The sequence below is a fragment of the Moritella sp. genome, assembly GCF_013215705.1.
In the GTDB taxonomy this organism is placed as follows: domain Bacteria; phylum Pseudomonadota; class Gammaproteobacteria; order Enterobacterales; family Moritellaceae; genus Moritella.
This window is the reverse complement of record NZ_JABSQR010000024.1, coordinates 64355-83527: the sequence shown is the minus strand read 5'-3', so window position 1 is coordinate 83527 and position 19173 is coordinate 64355. Positions and strand designations below refer to the sequence as shown.

Below are 19173 nucleotides of genomic sequence, written 5' to 3'. Positions count from 1 at the left end.
CACCAGTTGTTGCTGAAACACCAGTTGTTGCTGAAACACCAGTTGTTGCTGAAACGCCAGTTGTTACTGAAACGCCAGTTGTTGCTGAAACACCAGTTGTTGCTGAAGCTCTTGTTCCTTATCAAGCTATCGAAGTAACGTCTGTACCAGCATTACAGGTACAGGGCACTACATCAAAGAAAACTAACTTCACTGTTCAAATGGCAAGACCTCAACCGGTAGCGCCTTCGACAACTAACTTTGTTGCTAAAGTTGGTGTTGTTCAACGCCCATCTATTGATGTAGCGGCTAGACCTGGTGGTAGTCAATTTGCTTCTTCACAAAGCACATCGCCAACCAAATTAGCTAAATAATAACTATTATTAAACAATAACTATTAGCTAAATCTAAAAGCCGCATGTTATGCGGCTTTTTTAGTACTTACTAAATACACTTTTAATAACTAGGATCATGTCAAATTTACATGGTCCTTTTATTTATTCACTAATGACAACTCGGTAACTTATAATTTATGTTTGAATTTCCAAAATATTCGATAACATCAGTAAAAAATGATGTTTTGTCTGGTTTAACCGTCGCACTCGCACTGGTACCTGAAGCGATTGCATTTGCTTTTGTAGCAGGTGTTGAACCGCTAGTTGGCTTATATGCTGCATTTATGGTCGGTTTAATCACTGCAGTTTTTGGTGGGCGACCAGGCATGATCTCTGGTGCAACCGGTGCAATGGCTGTTGTCATGGTATCGCTTGTAGCTGACAATGGCGTGCAATATTTATTCGCCGCTGTTGTACTTGCAGGTCTACTGCAAGTACTCGCGGGTATATTTAAACTCGGGAAATTCATTCGTATTGTGCCTCACCCAGTAATGATGGGGTTTGTGAATGGTCTTGCGATTGTTATCTTCTTAGCACAACTAGGTCAATTCAAGTTTATCGACAGTAGTGGTAATCTAGCTTGGCTACAAGATACCCAATTATTCATTATGCTTGGTTTAGTTGCTTTAACGATGGCTATCATTCATTTCTTACCTAAATTAACAAAAGCAGTGCCCTCTTCACTCGTTGCGATTGTAACAGTAACGCTAATTGTTTATTACATGGGTCTAGATACACGTACTGTAGTCGATTTTGTTCGTTCTATGACAGGTGATGACAATGCAACTATCTCTGGTTCACTACCAACATTCAGTATTCCAAGTGTGCCATTTAATCTAGAAACACTTTATATCATATTACCTTACTCATTAATTCTTGCTGCAGTTGGCCTGATTGAGTCACTACTAACATTAACCGTCATTGATGAGATGACTGGTACGCGTGGTAAAGGTAACCGTGAATGTGTTGCACAAGGTGCATCAAACATCGTAAGCGGCTTCTTTGGTGCTATGGGTGGCTGTGCCATGATCGGTCAATCGATGATTAACATTAACTCTGGTGGCCGTGGTCGTTTATCTGGTATTACCGCTGCTATTTCACTATTACTCTTCATCTTGTTCTTCTCATCACTTATTGAAGTTATTCCACTAGCTGCACTTGTTGGTGTTATGTTCATGGTTGTGATTGGTACATTTGAATGGGCAACTTTCCGTGTAATTCGTAAAATTCCAAAGGCAGATACATTTGTAATTGTGCTTGTTACGGTTGTTACTGTATTTACTGATCTAGCTGTAGCTGTGATCATCGGTGTTATTGTGTCTGCATTACGTTTTGCTTGGGAACATGCCGCACATATCAACGCAGAGAAATCTATCGAAGAATCTGGTAGTAAAGTATACAAAGTGAATGGTCCACTGTTCTTTGGTTCTGTTAGCCACTTCTTAGAGCTATTCGATACTGCTGCAGATCCTAAAGATGTAATCATTGATTTTGCTAACTCACGTGTATGTGACCACTCTGCAATTGAAGCGATCGATACACTTGCAGAGCGTTATGTGGCTGCAGATAAAGTATTACACCTTCGTCACCTTTCATTAGAATGTAAGCAATTAATGAAGCGTGCTGGTGATATGATTGAGGTGAACTTAATTGAAGATCCTGAATACCATATTGCATCAGATAAACTAGACAGTTAATTCCTTTTAGCACTTACCCTACTTCCTTTTATTATGTTGTAGGGTAATAATATATCTGCCACTGTTATGAACATTTATAACAGGCATAAAAAAACCGGCATTCGCCGGTTTTTTATTATCTGATTAAACTCTAATCTTTTGAGATAGTCTCAACTTTCGCTTTCAATTTCTGACCTGGTTTAAAAGTCACAACGCGACGAGCTGTAATTGGTATATCTTCACCTGTTTTAGGATTACGACCAGGTCGTTCACCTTTATCACGAAGGTCAAAATTACCAAAACCAGATATTTTAACTTGTTCATTAACTTCTAAAGATAAACGGATTTCTTCAAAGAAAGCTTCTACCATTTCTTTAGATTCACGTTTACTCAGACCAACATCGTTAAATAGTGTTTCAGCAATATCAGCTTTGGTTAGTGCCATAAATTAATCCCTCAAGGATGCATTGAATTCAGATGAAATACCTTCAACAATATTATTAACTGCTTCTGATATTTCTTTTTCTTCCAAGGTGCGTGAGATATCTTGTAAGGTTAAGCTGATTGCCAGGCTCTTATGACCCTCTACAACACCTGTACCTTGGTATACATCAAACAAGTTTATGCCAACTAACTGATTCCCGCCAACTTTTTTGATAAAGTTCAGAACATCACCAGCATTAACGTCGTCTTTAACAATCATAGCGATGTCACGACGGTTAGCAGGAAACTTAGAAACTTCAAGAGCTTGCGGTAACTTGCGAGATGTTAATGTTGCAAGTTCAATCTCTAGAATAATCGTTACACCATTCAGACCTAACTTCTTCTCTAATGAAGGATGGATAGCACCGATATGACCGACAGAACGACCATCATGAAATATTTCAGCACTTTGGCCAGGATGTAAACCAGGGTGACTTGCACGTTTAAGTACAAACTCATCTGAATTACATGTCTGGTCTAATAATGCATCTAAATCACCTTTAAGGTCGAAATAATCTACAGACTTGCTTTCTTGATTCCATGATTCAGCATTCGCTGTACCAGCAATAATGGCACCCAGCATAGGAACTTGTAGCACACCATTTTCAACTGACTCATCTTTAATAAAAGTAAGACCAGTTTCAAATAAACGAATACGTTGTTGCTGACGTTTTTGGTTAGCGACAACAGCTTCAACCAAACCTGTGAACATACTAACACGCATTACTGACATCTCAATTGAAATTGGATGTGGCAATACGAGATGATCTGCTTCAGGATGTAGTAATAATTGACGTTTTGGATCTACAAAGCTATATGTGATTGCTTCTTGGAAACCACGGTCAACCATTAAATCACGAATACGGCGAACAGGTAATCTTGCTTCATTATGATCTGTCATCTTCAATGGCGCAACAGGTGCAACATTTGGGATATTGTCATAACCGAATACCCGTGCTACTTCTTCAATTAAATCTACTTCAACTTCGATATCGAAGCGGAAAGATGGCGAAGTGACTGTCCATGACTCATTTTCAAACGTAGGAGATAGACCTAGACTGTTTAAAATATCAGTTACTTTCGCATCTTCAACATGGAAACCAATTACTTTATCTAATTGATGACGACGTAATTTGATTGGTGCATGTGTCGGTAATGCAGACTCAGTTGTCACATCAACAACAGGGGCTACTTCACCACCACAGATCTCAACGATCAACTGTGTTGCACGTTCCATTGCTTGGTATTGAAGCTCTGAATCAACACCACGTTCGAAACGGTGTGAAGAATCAGTATGCAGACCGTATGCGCGAGCACGGCCAGTAATAGCTAACGGGCTAAAAAATGCAGACTCAAGTAAGATAGAGTTTGTTGCACTTGTTACGCCTGTTTTTTCGCCACCAAAAATACCCGCCATTGCGATAGCACCGCTATCATCAGCAATAACCAGTGTATTATCATTTAGCTTAACTTCATTGCCATCAAGCAGTGTCAATTTTTCATCTTGGTTAGCAAGACGAACATTAATACCGCCAGTTAATGTTGCAAGATCAAATGCATGCATTGGTTGGCCAAGTTCTAACAGTACATAGTTAGTAACGTCGACAACTGGATCGATTGAACGAGTGCCACAACGACGTAAACGCTCAACCATCCATAAAGGTGTTTTAGCGCTCATATCCAAGTTACTGATCACACGACCAAGATAACGAGGGCACTGCTCTGTCGCAGTGACAGAAACATTTACTGTTTCAGTGCTTGTTTCTGTTGCATTCGTCCATTCTGGTGCTGTTACAGCGATGTTATTTAAAACACCGACTTCACGCGCAATACCAGCGATGCTTAAGCAATCTGCACGGTTAGGAGTAAGGTCAACTTCGATAGTAACATCATCAAGACCAAGGCATTCACGAATACAAGTACCAGGAACCGCATCAGAAGGTAACTCAATGATGCCGTCAGCTGATTCAGCCATACCCATTTCAGATTCAGAACAAAGCATACCGTGTGATGGTTGACCACGTAGTTTTGCTTTTTTAATTTTGAAATCACCTGGTAATACAGCACCAACTGTTGCGACAGCAACTTTTAGTCCTGCACGGCAGTTAGCTGCACCACATACGATGTCAATTAACTCTTCAGCTCCAATATCAATTTTAGTCACTTGTAACTTATCAGCATCGGGATGCGGACCACATTCAACAACGTGACCTACAACGATACCAGTGAAATCACCAGCAACAGCATCAATACCGTCAACTTCTAGGCCGGCCATCGTGATTTGATGAGCGAGCTCTTCATTTGTAAGACCTGGTTTGACCCAAGTTTGTAACCATTCATTACTGAATTTCATTATGAAGTCCTATCTTATTTAAACTGCTTGAGGAAACGTAAATCATTTTCGAAAAATGAACGTAAATCGTTAACGCCATAGCGAAGCATCGCTAAACGTTCAACACCCATACCAAAGGCAAAGCCAGAGTATTTCTCAGGGTCGATTCCAACAGAGGCTAATACGTTAGGGTGTACCATGCCGCAGCCTAGTACTTCTAACCATTTACCATTTTTACCCATAACATCAACTTCAGCAGAAGTTTCAGTAAATGGGAAATAAGAAGGACGGAAACGAATTTCTAAATCTTCTTCAAAGAAGTTGTTTAGGAAATCGTGTAACACACCTTTCAGTTCACTAAAACTTACTTTTTCGTCCACAAATAAACCTTCTACTTGGTGGAACATTGGTGTGTGAGTTTGATCGTAATCATTACGGTAAACACGGCCTGGCGAAATAATACGAATAGGTGGTTTTTCAACTTCCATCGTACGAATTTGAACACCAGACGTTTGTGTTCTTAGTACTAATTTCGGATTAAAGTAAAATGTATCGTGATCCGCACGAGCTGGATGGTGCTCAGGGATATTCAATGCATCAAAGTTGTGATAATCGTCTTCAACTTCTGGACCAGATTTAACAGCGAAACCTAATTCACCAAAAAATGATTCAATACGTTCGATAGTACGTGTTACAGGATGTAAACCACCATTGAGGTTGGTTCGACCTGGTGCAGTAACATCAATCATTTCTTCTGCTAATTTAGCATCTAAAACGGCTTGCTGAAATGCATCACGTTTATCGTTAATGACTTTTTGAATTTCTTGTTTAGCAAGGTTGATCGCTTGGCCAGCTTTAGGTTTTTCTGCTGGAGGCAGTTTACCTAATGTCTTCATTTGTTCAGTTAAAATACCCTTTTTACCAAGGTACTCAACACGAACAGCGTCCAATGTTGCGAGATCAGTTGCGTTTGCTACGGCTTCTACGGCCTGTACTATTATTTCTTTGAGGTGTTGCATGTTTTTCTTATCACCTGTTGGCAGGAAAAGTGAATAGATTCATTCAGTAATGGATGATTTTACTCAAAAATAGACGGAAGTGCTAGTACTTAAGCTGAATCAAGTTGCTCATTATCAACTAAATCGACTAAAAGTGCAGGTTTGGCTATTAAATAGCCTTGAACATAATCAATACCGATTCCAGACAGGATATTTTTAATGTTTTCATTCTCCACATATTCAGCGACTGTTTTAATATTAACCGCCTTTGCAATTTCATTAAATGACTTAACCATCGTGTAATCAACATTATCTGTTTCGATGTTTCTAACAAATGAGCCATCAATTTTAAGTTGATCAATAGGCAATCGTTTAATGTAACTGTATGAAGAAAAACCACTACCAAAATCATCCAAACTAAAACGACATCCTAATGCTTTAAATTTATTCATAAACAAAATCGTTTGATCGAAATCCATAATTGCTTGGCTTTCTGTAATTTCAAAACATAATTTCTCCGGCGGAATACCATACGTTAATATCGTGTTTTCAATATAACTATGCATACTTCTATCAACTAAAGATTGGCCACATAAATTAATTGAAGCAGAGCTCAGATTAGCAAGGTGTTTGGGATTAGAAGACAGCCACTGACAGTATGTTTTAACGACCCAGCGATCAAGCTGTGACATGAAATTATAGTTTTCCGCGGCGGCAATAAATTCACTCGGCGATTGTAAATTACCATCTTCATCTCTTAAACGGAGTAATATTTCGTAACGATAGCCTTCCTTAATTGAGGCTGACAACGGTTTAATGGTCTGAAATGCGAGTTCAAATCTATTTTCATCTAACGCTTCACGTAAAACACCAATCCAACGCATTTCACGTTGATGGCCCAACATTACATCATTGCATTTACTATATACGTGAACGCGGTTACGTCCCTGTGCTTTTGCTGTAAAACATGCAGTATCAGCGAGACTTAATGCTTGTGAAAAATTTTCAATTGACTCGTCCAATGTCACAATGCCAATACTGACACCCAACACAAAATGACGTCCATTGTGTGTAAACCTAAAATCTTCGATTCCACAACGAATCGTATCCGCGAATTCAAGTGCATTATCAAAGTTTGTGTGATTGAGTAGAATACCAAACTCATCGCCACCAAGACGAGCCAATATCGCACTTTCGTCAAGGAATGATTTTAAAACAACCGTAATTTTTTTCAGTAATGAATCACCGACATCGTGACCGCATATGTCGTTAACCAATTTGAACTGGTCAAGATCCAGATAAAGCAGAATGTTATCTTCCAGTACCGAGCGATTAGCTTCTAGTGACGCACCAACAAGCTTCTCAAAATGTGAACGATTAACTAATCCCGTTAACTGATCATACTTAGCGATAGACTCCAGTTTTATTTCATGCTGTTTACGCTTGGTCGTATTAACAAATGAACCATCAATAATGGTAATATCCGGTTGAATATTTAAACGCATATTAATCTCGCCATGAAATATTTCGCCATAACGATCATATCCAGACATTTCAATGCTATTAACCTCGCCTTCAATACGCAGGGTCTCCATTATAGTTGCACGAAGCTGTGGATCAGCATAGAATTCATCCGCTTTCGAATGACCAGATTTATGCATGTCTTCAAGATTAATAAAACCTAAAGTTCGGCACATAGATTTATTAATCGCCAATATATTGCCTTCGATTGATGTCGTAAACATACCTTCAGCTGCATTTTGGAACACACTATAATAACGTTCATTAACTGATGTCATTTGCTTCTCTACATCTTTTTTCACGATCCTGTCATGTGCCATTTGTTTTGCGAAGTTCCAGCATAAATAAATCAGAACTATCAATGCTGAACACCCTGAAATATAATCAGCAAACTCAAATTCACTTAGCCAACCAAAACGCGTTAAAATGTGTATATCAATACCAAGTATGAAATATACCAACGACAGAACATAAAAACGGACATCTTTAGATTCATCATGAATAAAAAATAAGCCACATACAATCGACAATAATGTAATACCTAATGCTAAAATCGATATAAGTATAATGCTCATTTTAAATGATAATAATAACGGACTTAAAATGACGATAATGGAAGAACTAATTAATATTCTGGTAGATAGTGAAAACCAAGAACGGTATCTTAATTTCAATAGTTGTCGTGCAAATAAACTGAGATTTAATCCTATAAGCCCCATCAAAACTACAATTATCGAATCATAGTATTGCGCAATAAAATCAACATTATAAACAAATCCAAACCCTTCTATAATCCATATCACGGCTAAATAACATATAATGAACAATACGTACTGGAGTAATCGCGGCTCTTGCAGATGGATATACAAAAAAACGAGATAACATATCATCATCAAGAACAAGCCGATGAATATACCAACCATCAATTCATGTTGTGATTTGTCATCAATATAATCGTTAGCATTCCAAATTGTTAATGGTGTTTGTAAAAATGCACTTGTTTTAATACGTATAAAATAGTGAATTGTTTCACCTGCACCGATCTTAAAACCTGTAGCAAACGTTAAATTAGACATATTATCGTCGTCATAACGACGAGTACCAAGCCTTTTTTTAAGTACACTATCATCATTAATTAAATATAAATCGATGTAATCTAATAATGAATCACCAAAATCGAGAATTAAGTATTTCTCAACACCGGCTTTATTGACTACCTCTCCCTTAAACCAGAATGTGCTATCTGAGAACCCAAAGTTTAAATGCGCTTGATTGCTTTTAACCCATGGGATAACCGATTGTCTCTGTGACAAATAATCAAACGTATATGAATTGGTTTTATCCTCAAAATATTTTGTTGTTAACCCGAGACGGCCAACTTCAAAATTAGAGTCAATAACGAGCCCGTCTACTTGCGCAAATGCAGTATTTAGACTCAAAACGCTGATCAGGAATAAAGATAATAAATAATGCATGAATTTGAATATCTATCTTAAAATTATTTTAAATTGATAAATTTATATTACAGAAAAGTATTATGCAAGTATATAGAAGGCTTTGTAGACAGGGAGTTATAGCTATTTTATAGCTATTTTATAGCTAGTTGTATTAGGTATTTATAGGTAGTATCAGTTAGTTGTAGGTATATAGTATGAGTTAGTTATAGGTATATAGTATGAGTTAGTTATGGGTATATAGTATGAGTTAGTTGTAGGTATATGGTATGAGAGCATATGCCAAATACTAAAAAAGGAGGCCGAGGCCTCCTTCAATAACATTTACTTAATTAATTAAAATTAAGCAACTGCTTCTTTTGCTTTATTTACTAGTACAGTAAATGCCGCTTTATCGAATACAGCAATGTCTGCTAAGATCTTACGATCGATTTCAATAGAGGCGTGTTTAAGGCCATTAATGAAACGGCTGTAAGACATACCATTTTGACGTGCAGCAGCGTTAATACGTGTGATCCATAATTGACGGAATTGACGTTTACGTTGACGACGGTCACGGTAAGCATATTGACCAGCTTTTGTAACTGCTTGGAAAGCAACACGGTAAACTCGTGAACGAGCTCCGTAATAACCTTTAGCTTGTTTTAAAACTTTCTTATGACGAGCACGTGCAACAACACCGCGTTTAACTCTAGGCATAACTATTTTCCTCTTTTATATCTAAAATTAAGCGTATGGAAGCATACGTTTAACGGATGCAACATCGCACTTTGCAACCATTTCCGTACCACGAAGGTGACGTTTACGTTTAGTGCTCTTCTTGGTCAAAATATGACGTAGGTGAGACTGTTTGCGTTTAAAACCATTAGCGGTTTTCTTAAAGCGCTTTGCAGCGCCTTTATTCGATTTCAACTTAGGCATTATAACTCCGCATTGTTGAATATTAATGAATAATAGTAAGGCGAATATGAATACTTACGTACTCATATTACTTGGAAGCACCTACTATTTCTTTTTAGGGGCTAACACCATTACAGCTTGGCGACCTTCCATTTTCGGGAAAGCTTCCACGACTGCAATTTCTTTTAAATCTTCTTTAATACGATTTAAAAGATCAAAGCCTAGGCTCTGGTGCGCCATTTCTCGACCTCGGAAACGCAGCGTAATTTTTGCTTTGTTACCTTCTTCGAGGAAGCGAGTCAGGTTGCGTAGTTTTACCTGATAATCGCCAATGTCAGTTCCAGGACGGAATTTTATTTCCTTAACCTGAACCCGAACTTGCTTTTTCTTCTGCTCTTTAACAGATTTACTTTTTTCGTATATAAATTTACCGTAATCCATGACACGGCAAACAGGAGGCTCGGCATTCGGGCTAATTTCTACAAGATCTAAATTTGCTTCTTCTGCGATAGCAAGAGCTTCTCTTATAGATACGATTCCAATCACTTCACCATCAGCACCGTTTAAGCGACATTCAGGTATACGAATTTCTTCGTTGATACGATGTTGTCTGGCCGTTTGTTGTTGACCTTTTTTTCCGCCTTTTATAACGAATCCTCCAAAGTTATTTTACCGCGACTGTTGACTTCTATTTGTAATTTACTAATGAAGTCATCTAACTTCATAGTACCTAAGTCAACACCCTTACGAGTACGTACTGCTATTTCTCCTGACTCGACTTCTTTATCGCCGATAACCAAAAGATACGGCACACGTTTCAAAGTATGTTCGCGGATTTTAAAGCCTATCTTCTCATTTCTCAAGTCTAATTTTGCTCTAATGCCTACTTTCTTCATTTTTTCTACAAATTCTGTAGCAAAAACAGCCTGTTTGTCTGTAATGTTCATTATTACAGCTTGAACAGGTGAGATCCAAGTAGGAAAAAGTCCTGCATATTCTTCAATTAGAATACCAATGAAGCGCTCAAGTGAACCTAAAATAGCTCTGTGGATCATAACAGGCGTCTCACGACCGTTACTTTCACACACATATTCCGCACCTAATTTCTCAGGCATTGAGAAGTCTAGCTGAATTGTACCACATTGCCATGCACGATCTAAACAGTCATGTAGTGTAAATTCGATTTTAGGTCCGTAGAACGCACCCTCGCCTTCTTGTACATCATAGCTTAAACCACTCGCTGTTAATGCATCAGCAAGTGCCTTCTCAGATTTATCCCAAGTCTCATCACTACCTACACGTTTTTCAGGACGCGTTGATAGTTTAATCTCAATGTTTTCGAAACCAAATGTAGCGTAAGTTTCAAAAACCATCTTGATGCAATCAGAAACTTCTTTTTGAATTTGGTTTTCAGTACAAAAGATATGTGCATCATCTTGAGTAAAACCACGTACACGCATTAAGCCATGTAACGAACCTGACGGCTCATTACGGTGACATGAGCCAAACTCTGCCATACGTAGTGGTAAATCACGGTAAGACTTTAAACCTTGGTTATAAATCTGTACGTGACCTGGGCAGTTCATTGGTTTAATCGCATATTCGCGGTTTTCTGAATGAGTACAGAACATACCTTCTGAATATTTATCCCAATGGCCTGATTTTTCCCATAAGCTACGATCCATGATTTGTGGACCTTTCACTTCTTGGTAATCATATTCGCGTAGTTTTTCACGAATATAATTTTCTAACTCACGGAAAATAATCCAACCATCGTTATGCCAGAACACCATACCTGGTGCATCTTCTTGCATATGGTACAGATCAAGTTGCTTACCAATTTTACGGTGGTCGCGTTTCTCAGCTTCAGCAAGACGTAGAATATGTGCTTTAAGCTCTTTCTTATCAGCCCAAGCAGTACCATATATACGTTGTAACATCTTGTTGTCTGAGTTACCACGCCAGTATGCACCAGCCAGAGACATTAATTTAAAATGCTGGCAGTGTTTCATTACTGGTACGTGTGGTCCACGACACATATCAACGTATTCTTCATGGTAATATAAAGCAGGCGTTTCATCTTTACCGATGTTCTCGTCTAAGATCGCTACTTTATATGTTTCACCACGTGCTTCAAACGTATCGCGCGCTTCTTGCCAAGATACAACTTTCTTAACAACTTGATAGTTGGTCTTAACCAGTTTGTTCATGTGCTTTTCTAGCTTAGCTAAATCAGCTTCACTAATTGGTTCTTCCATTTCGACGTCATAGTAGAAGCCTTTATCAATGGTAGGACCGATAGCCATCTTGGTGTTTGGCCATAATTGCTTAATAGCATGACCAAGTAAATGCGCACAAGAGTGGCGAAGGATCTCTAAGCCATCAGCATCTTTAGAAGTAATGATTTCAATTGCAGCGTCTTCAGTGATCAGGTCACATGCGTCAACACGTTCACCATTAATGCGGCCAGCGATACACGCTTTAGCAAGACCAGAACTGATATCCGCAGCAACTTCCATAATCGTTACAGGGTTGTCAAATTGACGCTGAGCGCCATCTGGAAGAGTAATTACAGGCATTTTATATCCTTTTGCAGTGATGCTGCCTACGATGCAGCGTTTGCATAAATTAAGATGTGATTAAACATCGTGTGATAATTCTTTCTTTATATACACAACATAATGTTACTCATGTAAATAAAGATCTAAAATTTCCATCAGAACCTTTTGCCCTCTAAATACGAAAAGTGAAAACAATAAGTAGAAAGAAATTTCAGACCCGGTATTATATAGAATTACATTATAATTACACGGCTTTTGTTGATTTTGCATGAATTTATCCGTCTCAAATAAGAATAAACACGTAAATCAACAATCCCAACTAAGTCAAATAATTTCACGAGCAATGGAATATTAAACATGTCAACCACCGGCCATATCAGTAAAATGGTTTCAACTCTTAATGCAGATAGCAGTGTGAGTTACCAGTTACCACTCGACGATACGCTTATACCGTTAAACGAGCTTATCGGTAAATCAATTACAATGACGCACACAGGCAACATACATTGCTTAAACTGTGGTAAAAAAACCAAAAAAAGCTACTCACAAGGCCACTGCTTTGTTTGTACACGCAAGCTAGCAAGTTGTGACATGTGTATCATGAAACCTGAAACATGCCATTACGAACACGGTACTTGCCGTCAACCAGAGTGGGCTGATGATTTTTGTATGACCGATCATTATGTGTACCTTTCCAATACATCTGCATTAAAGGTTGGCATCACCCGCCACACTCAATTGCCAACGCGTTGGATTGATCAAGGTGCGACACAGGGTCTGCCTATTTTCAAAGTAAAAACCAGACAGATATCAGGATTAGTTGAAACGGCACTGGCTGAATTCATTGGTGATAAAACTAATTGGCGCACAATGCTGAAAGGCGAAAATGCAGATCTTGATTTAAAAGCTGAAGCAGCACGTTTAATGCCTTTAATTGAAGAGCAGTTAGGTCATATCGAAATGATGTTTGGTTTAGATGCAATCGAAGAGCTTGAAGAGGATATTGTGACAATTAACTATCCTGTTACTCAGCATCCAACAAAAATTGTCTCACACAATTTTGATAAAGAACCGGTTGTATCAGGCATATTGCAAGGTATTAAAGGTCAATACTTGTTTTTTGATACCGGTGTGATCAACATGCGTAAGTTTACCAGCTATGAAATAACCTTTACAGGTTAAAAAACTGACCGATCTGTCAACATATAATTCAAACAATGAGATACCGGCCGGAACATTAGGTCGGTAACTTGAACCCCGTCACACTAATTAGCGTCATTTTCATACTCCCCAGCATTTACTTTCTATTTTCAATCCTTTTTCACTATTTAATACATAAAAAACTTAAAAACCAACCTATATTCAGTGATTAAAACTTATTAATACGTGATTTAATAGTCATATATTCCACTTATATTTAAACATCCAGTTTATAAGTGATGATAAAGACAGTTTACACAAGACATTAGCCTAGTAGAGATAAGTAAATGCAAGTTAAAGCCCCTTTCTGCGTTCGAAATGCCGCAGCTGACACATTCGCAATGGTAGTTTTTAGTTTTGTTGTGGGCATGTTGATTGAGATCTTTGTCTCAGGGATGTCGTTTGAACAATCTTTAGCTTCCCGTATGGTGTCAATCCCAGTAAATGTTGCTATTGCTTACCCATATGGTTTATATCGTGACTTTATTATTAAGACCGGTGCTAAATTGGTTAAGAATAAACTCACAAAGCAATTTGGCGATACGTTTGCATATGTATCTTTCCAATCACCTGTTTATGCATTAATTTTATTATTTGTCGGTGCTGATTTTGAGCAAATCGTAACAGCGGTATCAAGCAATGCCGTGGTATCTTGTTTTATTGGGGTATTTTACGGTCAGTTCCTTGATTTATGTCGTAAGCTATTTCGCGTACCAGGCTACCGCACTGGTATCAGTGCTTAATCAAAATGTATAAAGCAAAGGCACAGCCTGCGCCTTTGCTTTACCAAGCGTTATGCGGCCTGCACTAATAACGGATTCGTCGCTAAATATTCGAACAATCCAGCCAACATATTTACATTCCAGAAACGTCCAGCCAGAGTCAAATTCAATCGATTATTATCTAACTCGATCAAACCATTCTCTCCCCATTTAACAAATAATGCCTGTAAATGATCACGTAATGATACAGGCAGTTCATCTAGGGCTAACATACCTTTATCAAAACCCTTTTTAATAATACCGTCTATCTGGGCATTATCATTAACTGACATCACCATACCTGGTACTTTAATACCGGATTCATTCGCATTATGCCAGGCTTTTAGATCGCGGGCATTCATCACCCCATGACCATGAATACTCCCGCCAGCACCCGCACCAAACGGGACAATCTCAACACCTTGTTTAGCTAAAGTATTATATAAACTTTCTTCACGTTTATGGCTACGCCAATGGCAATTTGATAAACGATCCCATCCATGTTGTTCTAATAACTCGGCACCGGCAGCATACATCACGGCTCGCTCTTGTGTATCTGCTCGATCTTGAAATTTGTGCTTTTGTTCATTAATATCGATACGTGAATTAGGTAAGTTAATTAACTGATATAAGTCAACGCCATGTATTCCTGAGTCAATAATAGCTTGTACGTCATGCATCCAGGTATCAAATGTTTGCCCTGGTAATCCAAAAATAAGATCGGCAACTATAGTTGCCTTTGGATGCTTTGCAAGTTCAGATAAACGCTGCAATAAGGTTTGTTCATCATCAAAGCGACCTGCAGCTTGTCTCACTTCAGTATTCACACTTTGAACACCGAAAGAAAACCGATTGATGCCGCCGGATAATGCAGCTTCAAATTTTTCATTAGTGAAGCCATTAATACGTCCTTCGAGTGTGATTTCTGCATTTTGTTTTAATGGGAAAGATTGAATTACATTAGCAAGTTGTAATATTTCATTCGCCTGCATATCAGTTGGTGTACCACCTCCGATGTAAACCGTATCAAAAGGTTTGCTTAAGATAAATTGAGTGCTGGCGGCATCGGCCAATTGCTTACAAAGTGCATCGACGTATTTTGTAACGCGACTTGGTTTTGCACCATTTTCAAAAAAATTACAAAAACTACAACGTTTTCTGCAAAATGGGATATGAATATATAGCGCTCTTGTTTCTGCACTACTGTCAATTGACCACCACTGTTCCCATTTGTCTTGATCAAGCATAAGAGGTCGGCTACCTGCACGCCCAGCATGCGCACTTGTTTTTACAGTAAACGCGAACTTTAACGGCTCAGGTGTAGAAATACCCGTCATGGTCGGTGTGAAAATCATTATTCAATCCAAATAAGTAAATCAAAACACAATGATAATGATTCTCATTAAGTTTTTCTTTGTTTTTGATCAACACTAGATAATTAAATTGATATTATGCGACGGTACTCAATCGTGATATGTCCTTATCGCATTCGCCTTAATACTAAATCCATACCTTTACATGATTGTTTGTTTAAGGGCGTATTCGATAGAATAATTACAATTTACAAAACCCAAGTTTTATTTTCTAAACTTTACTAACACGCATTAAATTTCGGTACAAATGCGCAGCTAGTGTATATAAACAAGGTCAACAAACATGTTTACATTTCTGCTCGCGGACATGAATCTGCTTTACACATTAGCAATTAGCATTGTTTTACTATTTTTATTCCTCGAGTTACTCGGATTAATCGTTGGTATTAGCTTACTAGAGCTCCTCGATAACATATCGCCAATTGATGCAAATAGTAGTTTACCGATTACAGATGGGGGTGTGAGCAATCTACTTGACTGGTTATGCCTCACCAAATTGCCAATGCTGATTTGGTTAATCATTGCATTAACTCATTTTGCAATTATTGGTTACAGCATTAACTATGCTGTATTAACATCTCTCGAATGGCAGCCACAATTAATATTCATATTACCGACCACTGTGTTTTTTACATTAATAATGACCCATTTTGTTGGTTCTGCATTAGCCCAAATAATACCCAACAATGAAACCACCGCAGTATCTACCTCTACCTTCATCGGCAAAGCGGCAAAGCGGCAAAGCGGCAAAAATAACAATTGGGACCGCTAGTTCGGGTAACCCCGCTGAAGCATTACTCCTCGACGATTTTAACCAAAAACATTACATCATGGTCGAGCCTGAGTTTGAAAAAGAATATTTACCAAAAGGAACAGAAGTCGTCATCGTTGAAAAACTTAATGGTACCTGGCTAGCAATCCCCTTCAAATAATAATCAAGGATTAATAAAAATGGAATTTGTAAACAATACTGAAAATCCGACGTTTACTTACGTGTAGCACCCAATGTTGAAGGTATCTCGATGGCAGCACAAACACTGGGTACCAGAACCATGCGCGTCGAAGAACTTAAAAAACTAATGGAATCTAAATTTGTTGATGTTTTACGCGCAGTCGCAGCTGAAGCCGAAGGTAAACGAGTACAATAAAGAAGTATTACGATTATAAGAAAGGTAATTACAATATAAAATGGAATCTTTAACAGAAACATAAAAAAAATGGGGCTAAAATAAATGTGACAGGTACTAACCAAGTACCTGTTTGATACCACAGTAAGCCAACTACAAAAGTTAATATACAGCTTAAAAATATTTGTAAACGCGGACTAACCGTATTCAGATCTATCATTAAGTATCTCTGTTTATTGACCTTATCATCTAAGTAAAGCAGGGATATATTAAAGTGAAGTTAGTGAAGTATAGAAATACGACTGATTTGTATTAATTTACATATCACGGAACATTCACTTATTATTCCTCTTTAAATATTAGATATTTTATTTTATTTTATTAAATGTTAAATGTTAAATGTTAAATGAACCACAAAATGAACATCCATTTAGTGGTGGCTACGCAGTAATTGTTAAATAGATCACAAAAACAAATACCACAATTAGTGGTGTCTCGATGAGTGACTACCACTAATTAGCTAGCGTGCTAATGTATACACAGGAGTACCACTAACGAGGTGGTTTATTGGTGTGTATAACAAATAAGTATTTCATTTAACTTTTATTAAGGAAGATATAAAATATGTCAAACGAAAACTCAAAAAATACAACATGGTTCCCTTATGATATCGAAGTCGGGAATTCAGAGTTTAATATGTATAGCTCTCGTACTCTAAAACAATATATACCGTTAGAAAAAGCGGAAAAATCTTGGAATATCTGCGTATGCTTACCACACGTAAAAGATAGTTACTGGCACTCTGTAAACTATGGCATTGTATCCGAGTCTCAGCGACTAGGGGTAAAAATGCAATTAGTTGAAGCTGGTGGATACGCTAACCTTAATAAACAAATTTCTCAGATTAAAGATTTTATCGCAAACGGTGCTAATGCAATCGTTATTGGTGCAATTTCTTTTGATGGACTTAATCAAGTAATTAGAGAAGCAAAAGAAAAAGGTATTCCTGTTATTGATATTGTAAATGATGTTTCATCTACTGATATTTCAGCTAAATCAATGGTTTATTTTGGTGAAATGGGATACAAAATAGGTCAATATCTTGCCGAACGTCATCCTAAAGGATCAAAAATTGTTAAGGTTGGTTGGTTTCCTGGACCTGCAGGTGCAGACTGGGCCCAAGCGGCTGATAAAGGTTTCCTAGATGCTATTTATGGTAGTGATAGTGCTGTTAGAATCGTTGAAACTAAATTTGGAGATACAAGTAAAGATACTCAGTCAAGATTAGTTGAAGAGACTATAGAGTTTCATCCAGATCTTAAATATATAGTCGGAACAGCGGTTACAGCGGAGGCATCATACGATCTATTAAGATCACGAAATCTAACTAAAGATATTAAGATTATGTCTTATTACTATACTTCGGGTGTACATAAAGGTATTCAGCGAGGTCAAATTTTAGCTGCTACGACCGATTCTGTCGTTATTCAAGGGCGAGTTGCTATCGATCAAGCTATACGTATTCTCGAAGATAAATCATATGATAAGCATGTAGGTCCAACATTATTTGTTATTGATGAGAATAATATTAATCAAGTTGACAGAACCGCCATACTTTCTCCGATAGATTTTAAGCCTATATATAATATTTAGTCGTCGATGACATAGCTAAATATATAACACGAATATAGTAATAAAAACCACTGTAACCCTTGGTACAACAAGCGTTACAGTGTATAGATTCTTCACTGTTAAACTTTATTTACTCTCAATTACCAATGGTATTGTCTCTAATATAACAGTGCCTTTCGTGACACCATCAGCCAGTTTCAAATATTCACGAGTAAAAATAGGACGGAATTTCTCAGCATCCATTGTCATATAATTATTTAATTGGCGATATAGGGTATAAAAAAATAGTGACGTCAGCAAGCGGCAATCAACAATCAAGTCCTTTGAGCCTATCTGAACAAGTCACTTCTGCAGCACTAAATTACCGTGCAAATGCGCCATTAATCGACAATATGCTAAAAGAAATTGGCCTAGTAGATAAACAAACAGGTTCATTAGAAGATTTGATCAATGGTCAATATAATTTAGCCACCCAAATATTTTCAGGTCCGACAGCTAAAAAAGATGATCTATCCATCGAACCGAGTGTCGGTAATGGTCTAAAAGACACGCCTGAAGTATCAGAAACGAGCGTGCTTAAATATTGATCCGCATTTAACCTGTGCTATTCAGTATGTTTTTCTGGGTAGCCAGCCCTCTCTCGAATACGTAAATTAAGTGAATCATCCAAATTTAAGCGATCGATTAATAATCATAAGTTATGCATGATGGTCTAAAAAAGCACCTTTAAACAAGCACTAAAATACGGACTAATATTGAGAACCGTGACCAACGTTGGTCA

The 19173-nt window shown here is 37.8% G+C and carries 17 protein-coding genes and 1 pseudogene; 9 read left to right on the top strand and 9 right to left on the bottom strand.

Annotation, left to right across the window (positions count from 1 at the left end; all coding sequences use genetic code 11):
• Together HRT96_RS15805 and HRT96_RS15800 are read left to right on the top strand one after the other, a co-directional pair.
• A pseudogene (locus HRT96_RS15805) lies at positions 1-353 on the top strand (ribonuclease E); the annotation flags it as partial.
• A gap of 158 nt (positions 354-511) precedes the next feature.
• Positions 512-2071: a SulP family inorganic anion transporter gene (locus HRT96_RS15800; RefSeq protein WP_293158677.1), complete on the top strand. Its 1560-nt coding sequence runs from the start codon at positions 512-514 to the stop codon at positions 2069-2071.
• A gap of 130 nt (positions 2072-2201) precedes the next feature.
• On the opposite strand, the gene ihfA is transcribed toward HRT96_RS15800, so the two are convergent.
• From ihfA to thrS, 8 genes are all read right to left on the bottom strand, one after another.
• A complete protein-coding gene (gene ihfA, locus HRT96_RS15795) occupies positions 2202-2495 on the bottom strand; it encodes an integration host factor subunit alpha (RefSeq protein ID WP_006033911.1) in 294 nt (97 codons plus the stop codon).
• Between the two features lie 3 nt (positions 2496-2498).
• Positions 2499-4886 (bottom strand): phenylalanine--tRNA ligase subunit beta, encoded by a 2388-nt coding sequence (pheT, locus tag HRT96_RS15790; protein ID WP_293158675.1) that lies wholly within the window; start codon positions 4884-4886, stop codon positions 2499-2501.
• A gap of 14 nt (positions 4887-4900) precedes the next feature.
• On the bottom strand, positions 4901-5884 hold the full coding sequence (gene pheS / locus HRT96_RS15785; protein WP_293158673.1) for a phenylalanine--tRNA ligase subunit alpha: 984 nt from the start codon (positions 5882-5884) through the stop codon (positions 4901-4903).
• 89 nt (positions 5885-5973) lie between these two features.
• Positions 5974-8859 carry an EAL domain-containing protein gene (locus HRT96_RS15780; RefSeq protein ID WP_293158671.1) on the bottom strand — a complete coding sequence of 962 codons (2886 nt, stop codon included), beginning with the start codon at positions 8857-8859 and terminating at the stop codon, positions 5974-5976.
• A 321-nt stretch (positions 8860-9180) separates the two neighbouring features.
• Positions 9181-9537 (bottom strand): 50S ribosomal protein L20, encoded by a 357-nt coding sequence (gene rplT, locus HRT96_RS15775; RefSeq protein ID WP_019439702.1) that lies wholly within the window; start codon positions 9535-9537, stop codon positions 9181-9183.
• Between the two features lie 27 nt (positions 9538-9564).
• The gene (rpmI, locus tag HRT96_RS15770; protein ID WP_006034631.1) at positions 9565-9759 is read right to left on the bottom strand and encodes a 50S ribosomal protein L35; all 195 of its coding nucleotides are present in this window, start codon (positions 9757-9759) and stop codon (positions 9565-9567) included.
• Between the two features lie 84 nt (positions 9760-9843).
• Entirely contained in the window at positions 9844-10386 is a 543-nt protein-coding gene (gene infC / locus HRT96_RS15765) for a translation initiation factor IF-3 (protein WP_083798045.1), read from the bottom strand.
• On the bottom strand, positions 10383-12317 hold the full coding sequence (gene thrS / locus HRT96_RS15760) for a threonine--tRNA ligase (protein ID WP_293158669.1): 1935 nt from the start codon (positions 12315-12317) through the stop codon (positions 10383-10385). Before thrS ends, infC begins: the two co-directional genes overlap by 4 nt.
• A gap of 339 nt (positions 12318-12656) precedes the next feature.
• Between thrS and HRT96_RS15755 the strand changes: the two genes are divergently transcribed.
• Entirely contained in the window at positions 12657-13481 is an 825-nt protein-coding gene (locus HRT96_RS15755; RefSeq protein WP_293158667.1) for a DUF2797 domain-containing protein, read from the top strand.
• 305 nt (positions 13482-13786) lie between these two features.
• On the top strand, positions 13787-14242 hold the full coding sequence (locus HRT96_RS15750; RefSeq protein ID WP_293158666.1) for an L-alanine exporter AlaE: 456 nt from the start codon (positions 13787-13789) through the stop codon (positions 14240-14242).
• Between the two features lie 50 nt (positions 14243-14292).
• Here the strand turns inward: HRT96_RS15750 and hutW are convergent, their stop codons facing one another.
• A complete protein-coding gene (gene hutW / locus HRT96_RS15745; protein WP_293158664.1) occupies positions 14293-15615 on the bottom strand; it encodes a heme anaerobic degradation radical SAM methyltransferase ChuW/HutW in 1323 nt (440 codons plus the stop codon).
• 301 nt (positions 15616-15916) lie between these two features.
• Between hutW and HRT96_RS15740 the strand changes: the two genes are divergently transcribed.
• The 5 genes from HRT96_RS15740 to HRT96_RS15725 all read left to right on the top strand — a co-directional run bounded on the left by HRT96_RS15740 (position 15917) and on the right by HRT96_RS15725 (position 18979).
• Positions 15917-16405, top strand: coding sequence for an OB-fold-containig protein (locus tag HRT96_RS15740; protein ID WP_293158662.1), 489 nt, complete (start codon positions 15917-15919; stop codon positions 16403-16405).
• Entirely contained in the window at positions 16320-16565 is a 246-nt protein-coding gene (locus HRT96_RS21985) for an OB-fold-containig protein (RefSeq protein ID WP_366051936.1), read from the top strand. Before HRT96_RS15740 ends, HRT96_RS21985 begins: the two co-directional genes overlap by 86 nt.
• 90 nt (positions 16566-16655) lie before the next feature.
• The gene (locus HRT96_RS15735; protein WP_293158660.1) at positions 16656-16781 is read left to right on the top strand and encodes a hypothetical protein; all 126 of its coding nucleotides are present in this window, start codon (positions 16656-16658) and stop codon (positions 16779-16781) included.
• A 603-nt stretch (positions 16782-17384) separates the two neighbouring features.
• Positions 17385-18413, top strand: a complete 1029-nt coding sequence (torT, locus tag HRT96_RS15730; RefSeq protein ID WP_293158658.1) for a TMAO reductase system periplasmic protein TorT — start codon at positions 17385-17387, stop codon at positions 18411-18413.
• A 221-nt stretch (positions 18414-18634) separates the two neighbouring features.
• Positions 18635-18979, top strand: coding sequence for a flotillin domain-containing protein (locus tag HRT96_RS15725; protein WP_293158656.1), 345 nt, complete (start codon positions 18635-18637; stop codon positions 18977-18979).
• Positions 18980-19173: the final 194 nt, after the last annotated feature.